Origin of the sequence: Sphingobacterium zeae (genome assembly GCF_030818895.1) — a bacterium.
Lineage (GTDB): Bacteria > Bacteroidota > Bacteroidia > Sphingobacteriales > Sphingobacteriaceae > Sphingobacterium > Sphingobacterium zeae.
This window is the reverse complement of the sequence record NZ_JAUTBA010000001.1, coordinates 2,284,764-2,308,196: the sequence shown is the minus strand read 5'-3', so window position 1 is coordinate 2,308,196 and position 23,433 is coordinate 2,284,764. Positions and strand designations below refer to the sequence as shown.

Genomic DNA, 23,433 nt, shown 5'->3' with positions numbered 1-23,433 from the left:
ATTTTGCAAAAACTAATTTTATTAGTAATATTGTGCCAATAAAATTAGTAAATATATTTTAAACGTCCAAATAATTTAGCATTATGAGCAATTTTATTCTATATATAGTGACAGACAGCAATCGGAAACACTTCGAAATTGGCTTCAGCACCGATATAATGACCACAGTAATGAAATTACAGAAATTCAACAGTCTTATCTTCAATCAACGTCCAAGTTTAAATCGAATAATCTATACGGAAGCTTTCCCAAGTTTAGAGGCTGCAAAAAAAAAGATAGACGAACTACAGCATTTTACAGCCATGCAGATTGAAAGACTGATCCGTAAATCAAATCCGAACTGGAATAATCTATTCCCGCAGCCACACCGAGATTTTGCCAAGAGAGGCGCAAGCTACGCCGCTTAGCAAAAAAAAGCCACCACTATAAAAACTAGGCGGCAATTTTATATTTTTGAAGACTATATTAAAAGCAGTTATTTAATTTTGAAAAGAATCATCTTCCGACTAGGATGATTTTTCAACTTGCAAACTATCCGCACCACCTTCAGTATTGTTAAGATCAAGTTGATCCGTATTATTACGTTCAAGTTGACCTTCTTCACCACCCTCTTCTTCCGGCCCGATAAATCCTTCATCAGTAGGCAAAGCTAACTGAGTAGAATCTACCTGTTCTGGTTCCGGATCACTGTAACGCGGTGTTTCACATTTGTATGATTTTGTAATTTCAACAGAAGGGCTTGGAAACTTACCCATGGTGTACCCTAAATTTTTATCTTTATAAACGGATTCCAGATAAACTCCGAAAATCGGCAATGCAGTACGAGAACCTTCGCCCGTATGCGAGTTCTTAAAGTGAATGCTCCGCTCATCACACCCTACCCAAATACCTGTAACCAGGTCTTTTGTCACCCCCATATACCAGCCATCTACATATTCAGAAGAAGTACCTGTTTTCCCTCCTATTTCATTTTCCTTTTTAAATAAATCCCACTCCCACAATCCTTGAGAGGTACCACCTGGCTCTTCCATCCCACCACGGAGCATATAAGTCATTAACCACGCATCTTGCTTATCAATGACCTGTTTACGTTCTGCCTGGAATGTTGCAATCACGTTACCATCATGATCTTCAATCTTAGAAACCAGTAAAGGTGTCACGCGCTCACCATGGTTCATCATTGTTGAGTACCCATTCACCATTTCAAAAACAGAAACATCATTAGGTCCCAGCCCCACCGAAGCAACTGGATTTAATTTACTTGTAATACCACAACGGTGAGCCGCATCAACAACTTTCGAAGGCGTGACCATATCAGTTAACTGAACCGTAACTGAATTGATGGAGCGGGCCATCGCATGCCGTAAAGACATTTCACGGTAGGAGAAATTCCAGTCAGCATTTTTAGGTTCCCATATCTCAACAGAATCACCTTTATCAATCTTGATGGTAACAGGCTTATCCGTAATTTTATCACAAGGAGACATTCCCGATTCTAAGGCTGCCAAGTATACGAAAGGCTTAAACGTAGATCCCGCCTGCCGTTTCGCTTGCATCACGTGATCATACTTAAAATATTGATGATTTATTCCACCAACCCATGCTTTAATTTCACCTGAATAAGGGTCCATTGACATCATCCCCGCATTCAGCATCATCGCATAATATTTCAAAGAGTCCATTGTAGACATCTCCCTTTCGATCTTACCTCCATCTTTCCAGTTATAGACTTCCATCTCCTTCTTCTTGTTGAGGAAATAAGAAATACTATCAGGAGTATTGGCGTACTTTTTACTCAAAAAAGCATAATAAGGGGTCTTCTTAGCCAAATTATCCAAGAAATTAGGAATAACTTTACCTGACAAATCGCGCCATGGCTCCTGTCCATCCCAAGTATTATTTAAACGTTGCTGCAATTCTACCATTTGCTTGGCAACCGCTTCCTCAGCATGCTTTTGAAGTTTAGAATTTATAGTGGTATAAATTTTCAGCCCGTCGGTATAAATGTCATAATTATTGTCCTCTGACCATTTCTCCAACCACTTCGCTACAGCGGTACGTAGATAAGAGTCTCCACCAGCATTGATATCTTGACTATTTGTATTCAAAACAATCTTTTCTTTAATCAGACCATCGTACTCTTCTTTTTTTAAAAAGCCACTTTTATACATTTGACTTAATACAATATTTTTTCGTACAAATGCATTTTCAGGATTTCGAATTGGATTATACAAGGTGGTACCTTTTAACATCCCTATCAAAACAGCCGCTTGGTTTTGAGTCAACTGATTCGCTCCTTTTGAAAAATATCGTTTTGCAGCGGTTTCAATTCCATACGCGTTATTACTGAACGATACAGTATTCAAATACATTTCCAATATCTGGTTTTTGGAGTAACGCTGCTCCAGTTTGTAAGCCGTCATCCACTCCTTAAATTTAGTTACCACTAATCCGGCAACAGGAAGACGTGTCAACAAACCACCCGACTTATTATAACGAGTGCGATAAAGATTTTTAGCTAATTGCTGCGTAATAGTACTTGCACCACGCTTATCTCCTTTTAAGGTCGATAAAATTCCCGATCCCAATCCAAAAAAGTCAACACCCTTATGACTATAAAAACGCACATCCTCGGTTGCTATCAAAGCATTCGTTACTGTTTTCGGGATACTGTCAAAGGGAATTGGATTTCTATCCTCGTCGAAATACCGGCCGATTAAAACGCTGTCCGCGGTATACAGCTCCGTTGAGATATTAACACTAGGCATAACAATATCCTTTTTAGTCGGAGAATAACCGAATAGCCACATAAAATTCAATTGTATAGCACAAACCAATATAATGACAAAGTATATTGCTATAACGAAATAACGAAGAATTCTATTCTTAATACGTTTAAACATAAATGGAAATTTACCTTATATTCAACACATCTGACCAGCAAAAGGTTTTAACCCCGCCTGACGTGCCTTTCTATCTATTTTCAGGGGCTAAATATACAACTAAATAAATGGCTGTAATCAACTATTTACATTTTTTAACAATAAATGGTATGCGCAAAATAACGTGAAAACCGAGCATAATTCGATAGGTCTAATTTCTCATTTTTAGCCGTCTTCCACAAATATTATACCCCTTTTTTATTTATTATCGATTTTATTTTAAAATAATAATGATATTTGTTTAAATTTAGATGTAAAAAAGTCAACTATTAGCATGTTAAAACAAACATTACAACAAAAGCTATTACAGAAATTGTCTCCGCAACAGATACAATTTATAAAATTATTGCAGGTTCCAACGGTTTCATTAGATGCAAGAATCAAGGAAGAATTAGAGGAAAACCCTGCGTTAGAAGATGGTAGCTTGACTAATATGACCGATCCTATAGAAGAATATCCTGACAAAGATCCCGATGATAATTTTGACAATGAAGAGGGATTCGACTCAGACGACTTTAGCTTGGAAGACTATATTCAGGAGGACGATTTTAAAGATTATGGTAACGGCTATGAGTATGGCGATGATGACGATGATCGGAAAGAAATGCCTGTTGCAATACAGCATTCCTTTTATGAACAGTTACAACAGCAATTAGACCTGTTGGCTTTAGATGACAAACATTTTCTAATTGGCCAACAAATTATTGGCAGTCTTGACGACGACGGATACTTACGACGTCCTATTATCAATCTTGTAGACGATCTAGCGTTTGGCCAAAACGTAATGACTGAAGAAAATGAAGTGCTTGATATCTTGAAAGTCATTCAAGATTTTGAGCCGGCCGGAATTGGCGCCCGGGATTTGCAAGAATGTCTTTTGATCCAGCTGCAAAAAAAAGACACTCAAAATCCCACCATTAAACTTGCTATTAAAGTAGTAGCAAACTACCTTGAAGAATTTACCAAAAAGCATTATGATAAATTAGAAAAATCATTGGGCATTTCATCGGAGGATTTAAAAAATGTAGTGAATGAGATCCTAAAACTTAATCCTAAGCCTGGAGACTCTGGCGCAGTGGCTGGTAAACAGCTTCATATTATCCCGGATTTCCATATTAGTAACAATGATGGTATTCTACATTTGACTTTAAATGGCCGAAACGCACCCGAGCTCCGTATAAGCCGTGATTACCAGCACATGTTCGAGCATTATGAAAAATCGGATCAAAGAGATAAGAAAATGAAAGAAGCTGTACAATTCGTCAAGCAAAAACTTGATTCAGCAAAATGGTTTATTGATGCAATTAAACAACGCCAGCAAACCTTACTCAAAACAATGAACGCGATCATGGAATACCAATATGATTATTTCCTGACCGGTGATGATCGAAAGCTAAAGCCCATGATATTGAAAGATATTGCGGATAAAATTGACATGGATATATCGACAGTATCGCGGGTTGCAAATTCAAAATATGTACAGACAGAATTCGGCACTTTTCTTCTAAAATCATTTTTCTCCGAAGCTATCCAAACAGATTCTGGGGAAGAGGTATCCAATAAGGAAGTGAAAAAAATATTGGAGGAGTGTATTTCAAAAGAAAATAAAAGAAAACCATTAGCTGATGAAAAGCTTACTGAGATCCTGAAAGAAAAAGGCTATAATATTGCCCGACGAACAGTAGCAAAATATCGGGAGGCATTGAATATCCCTGTGGCAAGATTACGAAAAGAGCTCTAAGAGCTCTTTTTGTTTTTACCTAAAGACCAAATCCAAATTAAGAATAGTATCTTTGTGCTTGAATTAAATAAGCATTAAAGAATGAGCAAAGTAAAAGTTGGAGTTGTACAGATGAGCTGTACCGCAAGCAAACAAGAGAATCTCGAAAAAGCTATCGCTAAAGTAAAGGAGGCCGCTGCAAAAGGTGCGCAAATCGTGTGTCTGCAAGAACTATTTACCTCTTTATATTTCTGCGATGTAGAAGATTATGACAATTTCGCATTGTCTGAATCCATCCCTGGTCCATCCACCGATGCACTATCGGCTATCGCCAAGGAAGCTGGAGTCGTCATTATCGCTTCATTATTTGAAAAAAGAGCCGAAGGACTTTACCATAATACAACCGCCGTATTAGATGCGGATGGCTCATATTTGGGAAAATATCGGAAAATGCATATTCCAGATGACCCCGCTTTTTATGAAAAATTCTATTTTACGCCGGGTGATCTAGGCTACAAAGTATTCAAAACAAAATTTGGCAAAATAGGAATTTTAATCTGTTGGGATCAATGGTACCCTGAAGCATCTCGGATTACCGCCTTAATGGGCGCTGAAATTTTATTTTATCCTACTGCTATCGGATGGGCAACTGATCAGGACGAAGAAACCAACAAAGATCAATATAACGCATGGCAAACCATACAACGCTCCCATGCAGTTGCTAACGGCGTTCCAGTGGTAGCTGTTAACCGGGTTGGATATGAACAGAATGGTGCCATGAAATTCTGGGGCGGAAGTTTCGTAACAAATGGTCAGGGGAAATTGCTTTACCTAGCTTCTCATGACAAAGAGGAAATTGAAGTCGTCGAATTGGACTTAAATGAATCGGATTATTTTAGAAAACACTGGCCATTTCTTCGGGACAGAAGAATTGAGACATACGCACCAATCACCAAACGTTTTATTGACGAAGACTAATATTGCATATACTTGCCATTTCGGTTGCGAAGGTACATAGCTGTGCTGAGTTGAACTGAAATGGCTTTTTTATCCCCTTAAAATAAGTATGGAACAGAAAAATACATTTACACAGACCTACTTTGACAATTCCCCAAAAAAACAAGGGTTTTCGTTTCCTCCAGAATGGGCTAAGCAAGAGGCCTTATGGCTGAGCTGGCCACACAAAGAGGAATCATGGCCCGGAAAAATCGAAACGATATACAAACCTTATTGTCAATTTATTAGGGTCGTATCTGAAAGCCAAAAAGTAAGAATTAACGTCGCTAATGAGGAAATGCAAAATTTTGCTATACAGGCCCTCAAAGAAGTGACGACAGATTTTAGCAATATCGAATTCTATTTTAATCCGACCAATGATGCTTGGTGTAGAGATCATGGCCCTGCTTTTATTATTAATCCGTCGACAAATCAAAAAGCAGTTGTTGACTGGGGATATAACGCGTGGGGTGGTAAATATCCGCCATTTGAACTTGACGACATCGTTCCAACTCGCATTGCCCAAAAATTGGATCTTCCTTTATTTACCCCTGACATCGTCATGGAGGGAGGATCGGTTGAATTTAATGGTGCAGGAACAATTATGACAACAACGGCGTGCCTATTGAATAAAAACCGAAATCCGCACTTAACGAAAGAACAAATAGAAATCTATTTAAAAGAATTTTACGGTCAGGAACAAGTGTTATGGCTTGGTGATGGTATAGTAGGAGACGATACGGATGGCCACATTGATGATATTACACGCTTTGTCAATGAAAATACAGTACTAACTGTTGTGGAAGAAGATCCTTCAGATGAGAATTACCAGATTCTTCAGGAAAACCTGGAAATGCTCCGTTCATTTAAACTCTTAAATGGAGAATCTCTGCATATCATTGAGCTCCCAATGCCTGCCCCTGTTATTTATGATGGTACCAGATTACCCGCTTCTTATGCTAATTTCTACATTGCCAACAATGTTGTTGTTGTGCCAGTCTTCAACGACATAAACGACCAAAAAGCATTGGACATCATCCAAAGCTGCTTTCCTAAACGTAAAGTCATTGGAATAAATTCGGTCGACATCATTTGGGGACTGGGAAGTTTCCACTGCCTGAGCCAGCAGGAACCAGCGATTATTTAAACGAACTATCCAAAATAGAAATTCCCCCATAAAGTCATTCAGTTATTGGGGGAATTTTAATTAACAATCAGAATGGTCATGAACTCAATTCGTATTAAACAACAATCACGTTTACACCAGCTTTTTCCAATGATTCTACAAAGCTTGCATTAACCTTATTATCTGTAATTAACATATCAATTTTTTCAAAACCACAAATTCTCCCAAAGCTTCGCCGGCCAAATTTAGAAGAATCTGCAAGCACCACTACTTTTTGAGCAGTATCAATCATAATCCGATTTAACTGTGCTTCCTGAGCGCTTGAAGTTGACACACCATATTCCAAATCGATACCATCAACTCCCAAAAACAATTTGCTGCAATAAAAATCTTTTAACAAATTTTCCGCATATTTCCCTGTTACCGAAGTAGATGTTTTGCGAAGCGTCCCTCCCAGCTGCATAATTTCAACAGAAGGATATTTTATTAACTCCATAGCAACATTCAATGCCGAAGTTACTACAGTGATATTGCCTTTTGGAACAATCTGCTTGGCAAGCGACTGCATCGTCGTGCCAGAAGCTATAATGATAGAGTCGTTTTCCTCGATCATTTCAGCTGCTTTCTTTCCAATCCTGCTTTTATCATCCGAACGAAGTTTCTCTTTTTCGAATACAGTACGGTCAGTGGTATACGGATTATATTGTGTCGCCCCGCCATGCGTTCTAAACAACAATCCACTATCTTCCAACAAAGTCAAATCCTTCCGAATAGTTACAGAAGAAACTCCCAATTCTTCACACAGATCAATTACTTGAACTACGCCGACTTCTTTTAATTGTTTTAAGATATATTGATGTCTCTCTACATTTGTCATGGCTTTATATAATAAGCTGTTAAAATAATAAATCTATTACTTGGTTTGTTTAAAGGAAATCCTGATGTCCGAAATGATCCGTGGCTATCACAAATTTCAGCGTATAGGACCTTTTAGGTGAATTTAACGTAACTGAATTTACCTTGCAAGGACTAACATTAAATTAATTAATTTATTTAATTTTCTTCACTCAGACAATCATTTTTTTAATTTTAAAAAATACAAATCAGACTAAAACTGCAATGGGTCAGGCAAAACAAATTGATAGTCCAGCTCTTCTTGCAGCAATTCCCCGCTCACTATTTTCTGAGTCGTTTCAGCTGCTTCGAACGCGAGAGGCAAAGCATAACCATATTTTTTTGCAGAAGCAAGAATGACATCTTTTTTCTTAGGATGTAAGGGAGCAACAACATTATAAACGGCATGTTTAAGTGTGCGGTTAGTAGTCGCTTCCAGCAGAGCGACCACATCGTCAATATGAACAAAATTAGCAGGCTGCTCTCCAGTGGTACAGATACGCTCAGAGAAATATTTTGCAAAGACACGATTCTTACCAAATAGGCCTCCTAAACGATAAACAATGGTATTGGCCAATTTCAACATATACTCTTCAGCCATCAAGAGCTTCGGTGCAAGCTCAGCCCTATTCGTAAAAGATTCATCAAACACCACATCTTTAGCCGGATAAATTCCAGTAGAACTTAAAAACACATGCGCTTGCCAACTAATCCGGCTAAAAAATTGCTTGATATTAGAAAATCTGTTATCTAGCATTTCTACGCTATTTTTCTGACTTGCTGGTATACTATTTAACACGAAGTCAAATTGATTGGGTATACCAGCCTTTTCCGGAAAGCTTTCTCCATCAAAATCAAGCATAAACGAAAAAATACCCTCAGCGTTTAGCCGACGGTATTTTTCATCTGTTGTTGTGCTTGCCCAGACCTCATGGCCTTGATGCTTCATGTAGACCGCAAAAGACTCTCCAAGCCAACCACATCCTAAAATGAGTATCCTCATATTGCAAAACATTAATAAGCTTTAGCAAAAAGCACACGCCTACTGGAAGGTTTGCCGGTAAATATACAGACCCCTTGCTCTTCCTTTGCTTCCAAAGGAATACAACGAATTGTTGCTTTAGTCTCTTCTTTTACCCGCTTCTCCGTTTCTGTTGTTCCATCCCAGTGACAGGATATAAATCCACCTTTACCTTCCAGTACTTCTTTAAATTCTTCATAAGAATTTACTTCCGTATAATGAGAAGTTCTGAAATTCAACGCTTTTTGATAGATATTTTCTTGTATTGTATCCAATAACGAACTAATCGTACTGGCTAGACCCTCTTGAGCAACAGTTTCTTTCGTTTGTGTATCACGACGGGCCAATTCTACTGTACCATTTTGCATATCTCTTGCACCGACAGCGACGCGAACAGGTACTCCCTTTAATTCCCATTCAGCAAATTTAAAACCCGGACGCTGTGTATCGCGATCATCATATTTTACCGAAATATCTTTCAGCCGCAGTTCAGTTGTTAACTGATTCACAAATACATCAATTTGCGCCTTTTCTTCCTCAGTCTTAAAAATCGGAACAATCACAACCTGAATCGGGGCCAATTTCGGTGGCAATACCAATCCTTGATCGTCGGAATGAGCCATAATCAATGCGCCCATGAGTCGGGTGGAAACCCCCCACGAAGTTGCCCATACATGTTCTAACTTACCTTCTTTAGACGTAAATTTCACATCAAATGCCTTGGCAAAGTTTTGGCCAAGAAAATGGGATGTCCCTGCTTGCAATGCTTTACCATCTTGCATCAATGCCTCAATACAATAGGTATCCAATGCCCCCGCAAAACGCTCGTTTTCTGTTTTCCTTCCACGGACTACGGGCACAGCTAAAATCTTTTCTGCAAATTCGGCATATACATCAAGCATACGTTCTGTTTCCGCAATAGCTTCCTCTTTTGTGGCATGTGCAGTATGCCCCTCCTGCCATAGAAACTCAGCTGTACGTAAGAAAAGACGTGTTCGCATTTCCCAACGCACCACATTTGCCCATTGATTGACTAAAATAGGGAGATCACGATACGATTCGATCCATCCGCGATAAGTATTCCATATAATCGTTTCTGAAGTTGGACGCACGATCAACTCTTCCTCCAATTTCGCCTCCTCATCCACGACAATCTTACCTGTACCGTCATTTTTTAACCTGTAATGGGTTACGACCGCGCACTCTGTCGCAAATCCTTCCACATGCGCTGCTTCTTTGGAGAAAAATGATTTGGGAATGAATAAAGGGAAATAAGCATTGCTATGACCAGTCTCTTTAAATCTTTTGTCTAAGATTGCCTGCATTCTTTCCCAGATAGCATATCCGTATGGTTTGATCACCATACATCCTCGTACAGCTGAATTTTCAGCCAGATCAGCTTTAATTACAAGCTCATTATACCATTGCGAATAATCTTCTGCACGACTTGTTATTCCTTTACTCATATGTGATTGATAAATTATTGTAACATTATTACCTTAAATCCCGTCTGTAATTCCAATGCGAAAAGCGTTCAAAAAAAATATTTGTATTTTTGATTACTTCGATTAAACCACCTCGAGAAATTTGCGTCTAAGATAGTAAATAAGGCTGTATAATCGAAAATAACGATTTAGGATATTATGAAAAAAAATAGATTATTTATCGGAGCACTTGCCATAACAGGAGCTTTCATTTTAGGTTCCTGCGGTACAAGTAGGCAAATTTATGGCGACGATGTCTACGGCAATAATGGGCAGGCGAGACAAAAGGTTTACCAAAGCCCAGATTATTATTACACAGACGCAGATCAATCCGAACAAAACGGACAGGCACAAGGCGGCTACTATGAGGATGAATATTCTGATCAGGATTACAATAGTGATTCTTATGAAGATCTGGAATATGCCAATCGGATCAACCGTTTTTATTACGCTAGTCCAGGTATGACCTACTTCGACCCATTTTTTGATCCATGGTATGGTTATGGATTTGGAGGATGGTACGGATACGGTCCATCATTCGGAATGGGATGGGGATGGAACTCTGGATGGGGTTCTTCTTGGTCAATTGGTGTCGGATGGGGATCGAGCTGGGGATGGGGATCGCCATGGTATGGTGGTTACAGACCTTGGGGTGGCTGGTACGGCGGAGGCTACTGGGGATCTGGTTGGTACGGAAATGGTTACTGGGGTGGTGGTTACTGGGGCAACTCAAGACCACGTTATGCTTCCAGTAGATCAGTTTATAGGGACAACTACAACACGCGTAGTTCATCTTCAAGATCCCGCACTTCGGGAGGATATGACCGCAACAGCGTAGCTAGAAATTCTGGCGCTTACGATCGTACTGGGGTAGCTCGTGATTCTAGAGGCCGTATTACTTCTGTTTCCAACAGGTCAAGAACTTCTGACGGTTCCGTAACACGCAGCTCTTCCTTTGATAGAACAGGAGGCCGAACAAGAACGTCAAATGGTATTTCAAACAGAGCTTACTCAGATGGCGCACGCTCAAGAACATCGGACAGAGTGAATGGTTCTTATCAAAATAGTACTAGAAGCACAAATGGTTACTATAATAATGGTTCGAGAACACGAAACAGTTCTGGTGAAGTATCACGTCCAATGAGTCGGTCTATGGACACACGTTCAAGCAACCCAAGCTCGACATCACGACCTTCATATACACCACCGACTAGAAGTTATGATAGTGGTTCATCCCGCTCTAGTGGAGGCTTTTCTGGAGGCGGAAGCTCAAGATCTTCGGGTGGAGGTTTCTCTGGAGGAGGTAGCTCAAGATCAAGCGGAGGACGTACTCGCTAGTTAAATGGCATTTTGAATAGTAGCATACACTTTGTTGTGTGCTACTACTTTATTATTGATGATATTTCAGCATATGACAATCAAAAAATTACTTTTTGGAACTGCATTCGTTTTAGGTGCAGCAGGGACTACTCAAGCGCAATATACGAAAGATGTACTTTTATTCTCCCAAGGGGACAATGGGGGAACAGCTCGTTTTAAAGCCATGGGAAATGCATCTACCGCATTAGGTGGAGATATAAGTTCGATTACAGGTAACCCAGCGGGTTTGGGGTACTTTAATCAATCTGACGTTTCAGTAACAGCCAGATACCTTAACTACAAAAATAAAACCGACTATTTTGGTCAAAATTCAAGCAGCAGTAAGAATAATTTCAATCTCGATAATGCGGGTATTGTTTTTCACCTTCCAACCTATCGAAATGGTGGAAATTTAGAAAGAGGCTGGTTAAATTTCAATGTGGGTATTGCCTATAACCGCAACAATATCTACAACAATCTATTGCAATATAATGGTGTTAATAACACAAGCTCGATTACGGATGCCTATTCCGATCGGCTATCGTCACCTAATGGTATGAATGGCTGGGGACAGGAAGTTTATGGTAATTCATTATTATTCGACGTAGATCCTAAAAAAGCTGGATCATATATACCGATTACGGTTGGCGGAACTTACGATGGAAAGAATGGCTTTAATCAAGTCAATTCCATCTTAGAAAAGGGAAGCAAATCCGAATCTGTTCTGTCGTTTGGTGCAAACTATAGCAACAGGCTATATCTGGGAGCTGCTCTAGGGTTTACAGCATTTAGTTATGACAACTCAAGTTGGTTTACTGAATATGGTCAAACAATAACCGCCGAAAATTTGGCCAAAAGTAATCCAGATTCTCAATTTTTAGATCCAAAGAACGTCAGTAAGAATCAGATGTTGGATAAAGATTATGAATTGTATGACGATTATGCGCAAGCAACGGATGGTACTGGAGTTGATTTTAAACTTGGGGTCATATACAAGTTCACGCCTACTTTCAGCATGGGATTCACGGCGAAATCGCCAACATTTATGAGCATCAGGGATGAATCTTATAGTAATGCAGAATTTCGTTATTTCAGGCCTAATGAAGATAAGTCATTTAAAGAGTACCGAACCAGCGATGACGCAGGACATAGTTACCTGGAGTACAATATGAATACACCTTATAAATTAGCTGTGGGTGCAAGCCAAATTTTTTCAAGAGGATTAATAACCGCAGATGTGGAGTGGGTGGATTATGCTGCTATGCGTTTTAGAGATGTAGGTAACTACAGCAAAACGTTAGAAAAAGACATGAATCAAAACATCAAAGATACATATCAAGGCGCATTTAATGCCAGGATCGGTGGTGAAGTTTTGTTTGATAATGTCTTCAGTGGAAGAGCTGGATTCAACTATAGTGGTAACCCTTATAAAAATTCAGACTATACAAATTATACGGCATCGCTGGGCATCGGTGCAAAACTAGGCCGTGGCATGTATATTGACTTGACAGGAGCTTACAATGCCATCAATTACAAAGAAAGCCCTTATACTATCGACGAAAACTATTGGAACGCTGCAAGCCCCGCTGCAGATATAAAAAACCAACGAACAAATGTTATACTAACAATTGGTTCAAAATTTTAAGATATATTTGTCTTCAAGAAAGTCCAGCGTTGTCTGGACTTTTTTTTTGACACGTCCGTTAGCTATTATTTTTGCATTTAACTCATACTTTATCTAAGTTTGTTCCCTTGGATTTAAATCACATGACAAATCAGGAAATTTCAAAAGCTTTCAATCTCATTTTTACATACCCAATTTGGCGCGTAGAAATTGATGCAAAAAATAAATTGATCGCCATAGAAACAAGAAATCCAGAAGATACCTTCCCCTATTTCAACGTCATCACTTTTGAAGGAACTTATGTCCTGCAAGACTTCAAGGCAATCACCAGAGAATGGGTACTTGGTGGAATTCAATGCAAAAAATTAATACTAAAGAAGATTTCTAATAATTCACCTATCGATGCAGGGATACAGATAATCGATTGCTTCAACCCACAGTATCAAGAAACTTGGTTTAATTATGTTTTCATCAATCTTGTTGATCAAGGATTGATTATTAGGCCCAAAACAGTAGTGCAGGGTCTTGAATTATTTTTGAATATCCAGTCGATGTCAATTGAAAGCAAAAATTTGATTACCATTAAACCTTATAGCAGTCAACTTGTCTATCCAATTATCTATAATGGTGAAATACCCCTATTTTTGAAGGACTTCCCTATTGATGGTGATATCTGGATAAATAGCGTGAATGACTACTTTATTTGGGCTTTCTATGAAAAACAAAAAAATAATCGCTATCAAATCAGGTTAGTTCAATCGACAAGAGAAATGTTGATAGAGTCTATCCTTGCGGTTTCGGGACTGGAATTAAAGCTCTTCAACATTTATTTTCTTATTCACAGACAAATATTCCTTTTGACAGATAATAAACGGGAGTTTGTTTCGTATTTAGTATAATTGCAAAATATATGAAAGTTTTATTCGAATTAAAGACATATAAAAAGATAGCTATGCTATCCATCGTGGTAGTAGCTATTCAACACGTTGAAGCGAAAAATTCAACATCTTTATCTACTTATTCTATTCCCGATTCAATCGGAAATGAGGTGATTAATGGTGAAGAATTTATACTATTCAAAATTGAAAAAGGAGACAATTACTACCAGCTAAGTAAGAAGTATAAAACAACGGTAGGACAATTGACTCAAATAAATGGTAATGGTACGCTAAATCTTGGTCAGATCGTTAAGATTCCGACCGGTCGAAAAGCGAAACCTGTCATTACTAACGACCGTAGCAATCCGGCAGCGCTAAATCCGCGTAATCCGCAGCAGCAAGAGGGTTTTACGGAATACATTGTTGGTGAAAAAGAAACACTTTACGCGATATCCAAAAGGTTTAGTATCTCTGTTGAAGATATCAAAAAAGCGAACAATATAAAAAATAATATCATTAGCGGTGGAATGAAACTCATGATCCCCAATCAACCGCTCCCACCGGAAAGACCAAAATTAGTAGAGCCTAAAGGAATCGAAATTGTAAGCCCCGACTCCACAGACGATGATAACAAAGAAGAAAATCAAATTTCAACAAACCGTTATGGAATCCGTGAGAAATCAGAACGTGGTATTGGTGTGTGGATTGATGGACTTTCATCTCAGGGCACCAGTAACCTTGCGCTACACAAGTCGGCTCCAGTAGGTACCATTCTAAAAATTACCAACCCGATGACGAAAAGTGTTACATACGCAAAAGTAGTGGGCAAATTTAATGATAATGCCGAGAACCAAAATGCAATTGTCGTGTTGTCAAAATCAGCTGCCGCAAGTATAGGAGCATTAGATAAACGCTTCCAGGTGGAAATTGCGTATGGATTACCGCTAGAAAATTAACACAATCAAATAGCTTTTACAGCACAATACAAATGAATAACAAACCGTATGTCCTAGGAATTGCCGGTAGTAGTGGCTCTGGAAAGACTTTTTTCTTAAATAGTTTTTTAAAACATTTCAAGCCTAGTGAGGTCACCTTAATTTCCCAAGATGATTATTACATCCCTGCCAATACCAAAACTCAGGAGGAAAATAGGCTCTATAACTTCGATATTCCAACATCAATCGACAGACAAGCTTTTTATAAAGATATCAAAGCACTTTTTAATGGTGAGACAATCCATAAGGAAGAGTATACCTTTAACAATCCTGCCTTAACACCAAAAATTCTAGAGATTAAACCGGCTCCGATTTTAATTATCGAAGGCTTATTCATTTTCTATTACACAGAAATTAATGATTTAATCAATCATAAGATATTTTTAAGTGCCGATCAAGATATTGCATTGAGACGACGCCTACACCGCGATTTGGTTGAAAGGGGCTACTTTGAAGACGATGTGATGTACAAATGGGTGAACCATGTACTTCCATCTTACAACGAGTATCTATTACCCTATCAAGATACTTGCGATCAGGTAATATTCAATAATACCGATGAGCCAGAACCAATATGGGAGATCACCAATCAAATTTCTGAAGAGCTAAAGTTAAAGCTCAATTTGGTATAAAATTACGAAGGAGAAGCTATCAAATAGATTCTCCTTTATTTTAAAGTAGATTTATTGATATCAAGATTTTAAATACCTATCTTTGCGCCACGAAACAAATCCATCATAATGAACCATCCTGTAAAGATTAAAAATGCTTTGGTTTCAGTCTATTATAAAGACGGCCTAGCTCCTTTAGTTGAATTATTAAACAAATACGGTGTTACCTTCTATTCCACTGGCGGAACAGAAACCTTTATCAAAGATTTAGGTATAGATGTTGTTCCAGTTGAAGACCTCACGAGCTATCCTTCTATTCTAGGTGGTCGTGTAAAAACTTTGCATCCAAAAGTGTTTGGAGGTATTTTGGCTCGCCGCCCCCTTGCGTCTGATCAACAGCAGCTTGCCCAATATGAGATACCTGAGATCGATTTGGTTATTGTGGATTTGTACCCGTTTGAAGAAACAGTTGGTTCTGGTGCATCCGAACAAGATATTATCGAAAAAATTGATATCGGTGGAATTTCTCTGATCCGTGCAGCGGCTAAGAACTTTAACGATGTTGTAATTATCTCTTCCAAAAATGATTATCAAACATTGGAAGAAATACTAGCAAATCAAGATGGTAGTACTTCGCTAGAACAACGTAAAGAATTTGCCAAACGCGCATTTAATACATCGTCGCATTACGATACAGCAATCTTCAACTACTTCAATCAAGAAAACCCAATTCAAGTTTTTAAACAATCTGAACAAAAAGCCCAAGTATTGCGCTATGGTGAAAATCCTCACCAAAAAGGCGTCTTCTTTGGCGATTTAGATAACATGTTTGATAAATTAAGCGGCAAAGAGTTATCTTATAATAATCTTGTTGACATTGATGCGGCGGTAGATTTAATCGATGAGTTTACAGAACCTACATTTGCGATTCTAAAACACACAAATGCGTGTGGAGTTGCCTCCAGACCAACGATAAAACAAGCCTGGTTAGATGCATTGGCTTGTGATCCTGTTTCAGCGTTTGGTGGAGTTTTAATAACAAACGGTCAGGTAGATGCTTCAACAGCTGAAGAAATTAATAAATTATTCTTTGAAGTATTGATCGCACCTTCTTATTCTGAGGAAGCTATCGCTATACTTACCGCGAAAAAGAATAGAATTATTCTTGTTCGTAAAGAGGTTACATTACCTAGTCAACAGTTCAAAACATTGTTGAACGGTGTTATTCTACAAGATAAAGACAAAACAATTGAAAATGCAGCGCAAATGGTTACTGTAACGAAAGTAGAACCTACTGACGAACAACTTCAAGACCTATACTTTGCGAACAAAATCGTTAAACATACCAAGTCAAATACAATCGTGTTTGCCAAAAATGGCACTTTATTAGCGTCAGGAGTAGGTCAAACATCCCGTGTAGACGCATTAAGACAAGCTATCGAGAAAGCGGTTTCTTTCGGTTTTGATCTCAAAGGCTGTGCAATGGCATCAGATGCTTTCTTTCCTTTCCCTGATTGCGTTGAAATCGCGTCGGAAGCAGGTATTGCAACCGTATTGCAACCCGGTGGTTCAATCAAGGATCAGTTGTCGATAGATATGGCCAATGAAAAAGGAATTTCAATGGTGACAACGGGAGTTAGACACTTTAAGCACTAAGCAGACTTCAACAATTAATAAAAAAGCAACTTTGTACAAAGTTGCTTTTTTATTAATTGTTTATTTCAACGTTCAATCTTTCGAGCTTATAACGTTCTATCTCCTCCGACAGTTTACGGATGGCATAAGCTACAATAGCTACATCATCTATCCAGCCGCCAACAGCAATAAAATCAGGGATGGCATCTATCGGAGAAATCACATAAATGATCGTTCCGATGATGATGGATAGATTCCAGTTGTTCATCTTAAACTTACCTGTGATTGCGTCTTTACACATCGCGATCAGTAATTTAAATTCGCCAACATAGCTACCTAAGTTTTTTGCCTTAGATTCCGCCTGTGATAACTCCGTCTCCGTAATTTTACGTTGTCTAAAGCGCTCAAACAGACCTGTTGCAATCTTCTTGATTCTACTGTTCATACCCCAAAATTAGGATTACTAGATTAATAATCCAAATCCCTATATTTCAGCTGACTCACGCTCAATCAGGATCACCAGATCAGGACAACCAAATTATTTGCACTACGGTGAAGATATGATACGGCAAAGATTTACTATCAAGCAATACGAGCTATTTTACACTCGGAATAGCCAAAGCACGCTGGATTAAATGACAGCTACACAAAAATTTATTATTTTTATAGCTAGCTGTAGCAAACTATCTTTAATGTGCGTATAATAGACAACACAAGCGCAATGTGTTTTATACAACAAAAGATTTAATGTTACACAGTTATGAAAAACTATAGATTATTCAATTTTATCTCCCTTGTTCTAGCGACATTCTTACTTTCAAGCTGTCTGAAAGATAATGATGACCAAAAAATTCCTATGGCGCTCTTTACCATGGTTAATGGTTACAGCGACGCTAATGCTGTCGTCTATTATGCGGATGGCGGGGCTTTACAAAACCCCAATTATCCTATGGAATTTAAAAGCTATAGGCCAATCGTTGGACTATTCACCGGAGCTCGAAAAATAGCTGTTTCCTCCGAATATAACAGTATCTTGACTGATACAACAATTACTGTAAAAGACAGTACGATATATACATCCTTTCTATTTGGAACAAAATCAAAACCGGTACAGATAATCACGACCGACAGAATCAACAAGGAAATTAAAAACACCGAATCCGGTTTACGCTTCTTTAATCTCGCGGAGGGAACAGATCAGGTAACCCTTCAGATCGGCAGTGAGACCTCCCCTTCAGAATGGACAAATAGAGCTAAAGAAACACAGAACTCGGCAAACGCGCATCAGGGATTTATTGCGCAAAAAAGTGGAACATTTACTGTAACAGCACGTGATAAAGCAGGGAAAACAATCGCGACCCGGAGCGAAATTAAATTGGCTGGAGGCTATTATTATTCTTTAATACTTATCGGTAAGGCAAATGATGAAAACAAACCATTATACATTGGTTTAGTAGCTCAAGCAGCGAATTAAAATACCCATATCTATTCACTTTTTATAACGGCGGCCATCATGTAAATGTGATGGCCGCTTGCTTTTTATGTTTTGAATATATTTCTCCGCTATTAAGGATTTTCTTTAGGTGGCACTTTAGATATAACATAAATATCCTCGTTATCTTTTTTCATCTTATACTTCTCACGCGCAATACGTTGTACTTCCTGTGGATTGGAACGAATATCGTTAATTGTTTTAATGATTGCGGCATTTTCCTTAAGGTAGAAAGAGCGCTCACTCTCCAGGTTCGCTTTCTGTTTTTGATAACTATACTGTGTGGCAAAGTCATTTCTATCAAAAAATAACATCCACACCAAAAAAGCCAAAGCGGCTAACAAATACTTATTTCTTATTAAATACCACAATCGTTGCATAAGGCAAAAATACTATTTAGCTTTTATACTCAAGATTTTTTCTTTACAAGTTCACCATCTTTGATTAAATATATGGAATAATATAGGCAAATTCATCATATCCCTAGAATAATCTTATCTTTAACAGTTGAAAAACGATCATTTAAAGGGAATATCCATTTTAAAACTATACCCGATTTTAAAATAGAAAGGTATATTCAATAGGATGATTGAAGAATAAATCATTGACATATGAAATACTATCTTATAGCAGGCGAAACTTCAGGAGACTTACACGGTGCAAACCTTATTAAGGCATTAAAAATTGAAGATCCTGATGCAACTTTTCAAATTGTTGGAGGAAATCTAATGCAGGAAGAGGCAGGAATAAAACCATTAATTCATACTTCGCAAATGGCTTTTATGGGCTTTATAGAAGTTATAAAAAATCTGCCAAAGATATCAAGGAACCTCAAACAAGTTAAAAATGATCTATTAAAAGAAAAACCAGATACTGTTATTCTGATCGATTTCCCTGGCTTCAATTTGAAAATTGCTGATTTTGCAAAAAAACATGGAATTAAAACCTGCTATTATATTTCCCCCAAAGTATGGGCCTGGAATCAGGGCCGTGTAAAGAAAATCAAACGGATAGTCGATCACATGTTTTGCATTCTGCCTTTTGAGGTGGATTTTTACAAAAAATGGCGCATGCCCGTAGATTATGTTGGAAACCCACTATTAGATGCGATTTCAACCTACCAATTCAACCCCAATTTCAGAGCAGAAAATGGTTTTTCAGAAAAACCACTCATCGCCCTCTTGCCGGGAAGCCGGGAAATGGAAATTACTAATATGCTGCCTATCATGGCCGAACTTCCGTTCTTTTTTCCTGTTCATCAATTTGTAATTGCAGGTGCTCCTAATTTTGATGAAGCGTTCTACAGGCAGTTTTTTAAAGGTATCGATATTCCCGTAGTTTTCAACCAAACCTACGATATTCTCAATAACGCAGAAGCCGCAGTCGTTACCAGTGGAACTGCTACGCTGGAAACAGGTATTTTGAAAGTGCCCCAGGTAGTTGTCTATAAAGCTAACCCACTATCTGTATGGATAGCAAAACTCCTCGTCAAAGTCAAATTTATCTCGCTCGTAAATCTAATCAATAACTTTTTATCTGTAAGAGAATTGATTCAAGACGACTGCACAGCATACGATATTTCCTATGAAGTGGGTGAATTGATCAATAACAAAATGCATCGCGCAAGTGTGATGGAAAACTACGATATCCTTGCTGAAAAACTTGGTTCTCCTGGGGCTTCAGAGAAGACGGCCAAATTGATTGTAAAATATCTCGCTAAAATTTAAACTCTTTTCCCTTTCATTTGTCAAACTACAGTAGTTACTATTAATTAAAAGGGTTATGAAATGTAAAATTGTTCTAGGCGTTTTTCTTTGTTTTGCAATGACCTTAACAGGTAAAGCACAGGAAGTACAACATATTTCTAAATTAGAAATTGGTAAAAAGGCAAAAAAAAATATCGATAATAGAGATTCTACTGTCGCTATACACATCGATACTTTGATCATGAAGGATAATTCTACTTTTTCTTTCTATGGTAAGAAAAATGTCAAGCTCAGCATTGGTTATGCTGAAATTGGAAACAAAGCAACTATCCATGGAACCGATGGGAAGAATAACGGAACTAATTTTGACATCAAGGCTAATTTTCAAAAATTAGGATCTCTATATATCATTGCAAAAGGAGATGACGCTTTCAATGGAACCAAAACTTTTCCGAACGGAAATGGAGGAAAAGTTAAAGTCACTTTAACAAACGGAAGCCTTAAACCCCAAACAACGGACAAGAAAGCGACAAATTATATTTATGCAGATGTAGTAGCAGGTGGACGTGCAGTCAATGCTAATTCGGACTTAAGAAATATTTACGACCGGATTAAAACCGCCCCCACCGGATTAAGAGGACTGCCTCAAGGGCAAATTTTCTCTGGGAGCCCCGGTATAGAAGGAACATTTGAACTAATTTCAACCCGATAAAACTAACGTTATAATCATAAAAAAGCCGTATTCTTTTTTAAATACGGCTTTATATATATAATCCCAATACTACTGCCTACACCCTCTTGTTTTAAGCTCATAGGCCAATACCAGCCGCGTCATCCGATCATATCGGGCTATTCCTTCCCGTTGATTATTGTGTTTTAGGTATTGGTTATAAAACAATCCCATGACATCGTCGAACCAACCAGTATATTCACTCCAAAATTGTCTTTCTCTTTCTAAGTCTATCAATATCTTTACACTTAATCGCTCTTTATAATCTTTCCATAATGCAGGATACATGCCCTGAAGCTCACGTAACATATATAGGGAAGTCTGTAGATAGGCCGAATACCGGTAAAAAGCTTGAGGATGATGCTGTAAGCGGACGAAAGCAATAAAATTTGCCTCATCCTCAAACCCGATGCCTTGCTGGTGAGCAAGTTCATGCACAGTAGTAAATGGTAAAAAAGTTGCTGGCATGGCTTTATTCACTTGAGCTTCGTGGGTAAATGGATTAAAATAGCCCGACACACCAAAAAAAGAAACCATACGGCTATTAATTGGTGATTTTGCGCCAATTTGATCTGTTGATAAAAAATCCGCAAAAGCTGTATCATTTTTGACCCACCTGGTCAACTCTTTTTGAATTACCTCCTTACGCTCTTCCCATTGTGATGGATTTACATGTTCACGCAAGGTATTTGTACTATCCAAAAAATCATTCAATACCATTAAATAATCGGCTAGTCTTAAGCTATCGACTTGCAGATGTACATTTGTGCTGATTGGTTGACGGTAATAGTTGAGCCCCCAAGATAGGTAAAAGAAACAATAGAGTCCGATTAACAAATTGATCATGGACAATACTAAACGAACAAAACTTTTCCATCTTCTTTTCCATAGGTTTCCAATTAATTTCGCAGCTAAATAGAAAAAAAACACAACAACTGCGACATAGAAGAGATCGCCTAGACTAAAGGGAATATAACCAAACACAAACCTCGGCACATGACTATAAAAACGATAAAATCCCTGTGCATAAAAGACCTCAATCCATTGGCTGTTTTTCTCCTTCACGGAGAAAATTAAAGTCCCAATAAATAGAACGAACAAAGTAAAAACCGCTATTTTATCCCGCTTTTCCATTCAATAATTTTTAAAACGATTAACTTTCGTTCTCAAAATAAACCTTATAGAAATTCATACCCTTATCCTCATCATAACCTTTCTCTAGATATTCACGTTTACCGTGAACATAGATATGAAAATTCCTATCAAGCTTTAAAACAGACTTGTAAGAAGATTCCATTTTTTTTACGGCTTTGTCTGCTATTTCAAAATTTGCCTGAAATGGCGTATCAAATTCATCCTCAAAACCAGCTTTAAAATCTTGGAATAAAGCAATTGCCTGCGGATTCCCCAACACTTCCTCCTCAAACTCTTCTTGTACAAATGTTTGCTTTTCCTTAAAGTAGTTCATGGATTTATTTAACAGATCAATCTTGTCCGCTTTTTCCAATTCAAAAGTCTCATCCAATTTTTCCTCCACAAAATTCTTATAAACTTTCAGATAATTGCCTGTTTGATTAAAGTTATCATTGCGCACGCGCAGTTGAAGAAAATCATCCTTCCAGTAAACCGCCTCCTGCTGCCTATTTGTCTGGTCAAGCACCAATACCTTATATCCTTCTTCCTCTTCTACGTTGATAATAATACAGCCTTTATCCAGTTTATTAATATTAATTGCTTCTTGTTCATACTCCAACAAAAATGCACCTTGTTCTGGATATACTTTCAGATAAGTTTCTTTATTCTCGGATTTGAATATACCGATGGCATCATGTTCTTCCCCTTCGATCTGAACGTTCTTCAACGCTACGACATACACCTCTCCTGCTTTGATTTTAGGATGATTGGAAACTTCATACAGGTGTTTTGAAATTTGTTGGGAAAAATCATGAAATGGAAGCTGATTCTTGAAATACTGTCTTACAAAATAGAAAATCTCATTCAGCTCTAATTCTTCATTGGGATGATACAGACGATATACCTCATTCACCTTAGCAAAGGGACTCATAAAATATTGCATCAATAGCCCCGGGAGTACTTCATCGTCCGCAAGAGAAACGGGTGCATCTGACAAAATATAAAATTCATCCTGGGCCTTATTGCCCACGCGGTGAATAGATAACGCTTCAAAAGTTGCATCTTGGTGAAAAAACATATTTTTAT

21 protein-coding genes are annotated in these 23,433 nt (G+C 38.1%); 13 read left to right on the top strand and 8 right to left on the bottom strand.

All coding sequences use genetic code 11. From position 1 onward, the window contains the following. Positions 1 to 83 precede the first annotated feature (83 nt). Entirely contained in the window at positions 84 to 407 is a 324-nt protein-coding gene (locus QE382_RS09460) for a GIY-YIG nuclease family protein (RefSeq protein ID WP_307185677.1), read from the top strand. A gap of 99 nt (positions 408 to 506) precedes the next feature. Here the strand turns inward: QE382_RS09460 and QE382_RS09455 are convergent, their stop codons facing one another. Further along, a complete protein-coding gene (locus QE382_RS09455) occupies positions 507 to 2,768 on the bottom strand; it encodes a transglycosylase domain-containing protein (RefSeq protein WP_307185676.1) in 2,262 nt (753 codons plus the stop codon). A 448-nt stretch (positions 2,769 to 3,216) separates the two neighbouring features. Between QE382_RS09455 and rpoN the strand changes: the two genes are divergently transcribed. The 3 genes from rpoN (at position 3,217) to QE382_RS09440 (ending at position 6,805) form a co-directional block, all read left to right on the top strand. Continuing rightward, entirely contained in the window at positions 3,217 to 4,683 is a 1,467-nt protein-coding gene (rpoN, locus tag QE382_RS09450) for an RNA polymerase factor sigma-54 (RefSeq protein ID WP_293954711.1), read from the top strand. A gap of 81 nt (positions 4,684 to 4,764) precedes the next feature. Further along, complete coding sequence (locus tag QE382_RS09445) at positions 4,765 to 5,640, top strand: carbon-nitrogen hydrolase (protein WP_307185675.1); 876 nt, start codon at positions 4,765 to 4,767, stop codon at positions 5,638 to 5,640. An 88-nt stretch (positions 5,641 to 5,728) separates the two neighbouring features. After that, positions 5,729 to 6,805: an agmatine deiminase family protein gene (locus QE382_RS09440; protein WP_307185674.1), complete on the top strand. Its 1,077-nt coding sequence runs from the start codon at positions 5,729 to 5,731 to the stop codon at positions 6,803 to 6,805. 94 nt (positions 6,806 to 6,899) lie between these two features. Here QE382_RS09440 and agaR read toward each other — a convergent pair whose 3' ends face one another. The 3 genes from agaR to proS all read right to left on the bottom strand — a co-directional run bounded on the left by agaR (position 6,900) and on the right by proS (position 10,165). Beyond that, the gene (gene agaR / locus QE382_RS09435; protein WP_307185673.1) at positions 6,900 to 7,661 is read right to left on the bottom strand and encodes a transcriptional repressor AgaR; all 762 of its coding nucleotides are present in this window, start codon (positions 7,659 to 7,661) and stop codon (positions 6,900 to 6,902) included. Positions 7,662 to 7,892: 231 nt separating this feature from the next. Then, on the bottom strand, positions 7,893 to 8,681 hold the full coding sequence (locus QE382_RS09430) for a Rossmann-fold NAD(P)-binding domain-containing protein (RefSeq protein ID WP_307185672.1): 789 nt from the start codon (positions 8,679 to 8,681) through the stop codon (positions 7,893 to 7,895). An 11-nt stretch (positions 8,682 to 8,692) separates the two neighbouring features. After that, positions 8,693 to 10,165, bottom strand: coding sequence for a proline--tRNA ligase (proS, locus tag QE382_RS09425; protein ID WP_307185671.1), 1,473 nt, complete (start codon positions 10,163 to 10,165; stop codon positions 8,693 to 8,695). 177 nt (positions 10,166 to 10,342) lie between these two features. Between proS and QE382_RS09420 the strand changes: the two genes are divergently transcribed. From QE382_RS09420 to purH, 6 genes are all read left to right on the top strand, one after another. Then, positions 10,343 to 11,521, top strand: a complete 1,179-nt coding sequence (locus tag QE382_RS09420) for a hypothetical protein (RefSeq protein WP_307185669.1) — start codon at positions 10,343 to 10,345, stop codon at positions 11,519 to 11,521. A gap of 73 nt (positions 11,522 to 11,594) precedes the next feature. After that, the gene (locus QE382_RS09415) at positions 11,595 to 13,187 is read left to right on the top strand and encodes a hypothetical protein (RefSeq protein ID WP_307185668.1); all 1,593 of its coding nucleotides are present in this window, start codon (positions 11,595 to 11,597) and stop codon (positions 13,185 to 13,187) included. A 122-nt stretch (positions 13,188 to 13,309) separates the two neighbouring features. Next, positions 13,310 to 14,065 carry a hypothetical protein gene (locus tag QE382_RS09410; RefSeq protein WP_307185667.1) on the top strand — a complete coding sequence of 252 codons (756 nt, stop codon included), beginning with the start codon at positions 13,310 to 13,312 and terminating at the stop codon, positions 14,063 to 14,065. 11 nt (positions 14,066 to 14,076) lie between these two features. Continuing rightward, positions 14,077 to 15,000 (top strand): LysM peptidoglycan-binding domain-containing protein, encoded by a 924-nt coding sequence (locus QE382_RS09405; RefSeq protein ID WP_307185666.1) that lies wholly within the window; start codon positions 14,077 to 14,079, stop codon positions 14,998 to 15,000. Positions 15,001 to 15,032: 32 nt separating this feature from the next. Beyond that, a complete protein-coding gene (locus QE382_RS09400; protein WP_293954692.1) occupies positions 15,033 to 15,671 on the top strand; it encodes a uridine kinase family protein in 639 nt (212 codons plus the stop codon). Positions 15,672 to 15,779: 108 nt separating this feature from the next. Beyond that, on the top strand, positions 15,780 to 17,306 hold the full coding sequence (purH, locus tag QE382_RS09395) for a bifunctional phosphoribosylaminoimidazolecarboxamide formyltransferase/IMP cyclohydrolase (protein ID WP_307185665.1): 1,527 nt from the start codon (positions 15,780 to 15,782) through the stop codon (positions 17,304 to 17,306). A 52-nt stretch (positions 17,307 to 17,358) separates the two neighbouring features. Here the strand turns inward: purH and QE382_RS09390 are convergent, their stop codons facing one another. Then, on the bottom strand, positions 17,359 to 17,730 hold the full coding sequence (locus QE382_RS09390) for a YkvA family protein (RefSeq protein WP_307185664.1): 372 nt from the start codon (positions 17,728 to 17,730) through the stop codon (positions 17,359 to 17,361). A 315-nt stretch (positions 17,731 to 18,045) separates the two neighbouring features. Here QE382_RS09390 and QE382_RS09385 point away from each other — a divergent pair, with 315 nt between their 5' ends. After that, positions 18,046 to 18,759 carry a DUF4397 domain-containing protein gene (locus QE382_RS09385; RefSeq protein WP_307185663.1) on the top strand — a complete coding sequence of 238 codons (714 nt, stop codon included), beginning with the start codon at positions 18,046 to 18,048 and terminating at the stop codon, positions 18,757 to 18,759. 92 nt (positions 18,760 to 18,851) lie between these two features. Here QE382_RS09385 and QE382_RS09380 read toward each other — a convergent pair whose 3' ends face one another. Further along, complete coding sequence (locus tag QE382_RS09380) at positions 18,852 to 19,157, bottom strand: FtsB family cell division protein (RefSeq protein ID WP_293954684.1); 306 nt, start codon at positions 19,155 to 19,157, stop codon at positions 18,852 to 18,854. 231 nt (positions 19,158 to 19,388) lie between these two features. On the opposite strand from QE382_RS09380, the gene lpxB reads away from it, so the two are divergent. Further along, complete coding sequence (lpxB, locus tag QE382_RS09375; RefSeq protein WP_307185662.1) at positions 19,389 to 20,504, top strand: lipid-A-disaccharide synthase; 1,116 nt, start codon at positions 19,389 to 19,391, stop codon at positions 20,502 to 20,504. 55 nt (positions 20,505 to 20,559) lie between these two features. Further along, complete coding sequence (locus QE382_RS09370; protein ID WP_307185661.1) at positions 20,560 to 21,195, top strand: hypothetical protein; 636 nt, start codon at positions 20,560 to 20,562, stop codon at positions 21,193 to 21,195. 69 nt (positions 21,196 to 21,264) lie between these two features. Here QE382_RS09370 and QE382_RS09365 read toward each other — a convergent pair whose 3' ends face one another. Together QE382_RS09365 and QE382_RS09360 are read right to left on the bottom strand one after the other, a co-directional pair. Next, on the bottom strand, positions 21,265 to 22,347 hold the full coding sequence (locus tag QE382_RS09365; protein WP_307185660.1) for a DUF3810 domain-containing protein: 1,083 nt from the start codon (positions 22,345 to 22,347) through the stop codon (positions 21,265 to 21,267). Positions 22,348 to 22,366: 19 nt separating this feature from the next. After that, positions 22,367 to 23,425, bottom strand: coding sequence for a nucleoid-associated protein (locus QE382_RS09360; RefSeq protein WP_307185659.1), 1,059 nt, complete (start codon positions 23,423 to 23,425; stop codon positions 22,367 to 22,369). Positions 23,426 to 23,433 lie beyond the last annotated feature (8 nt).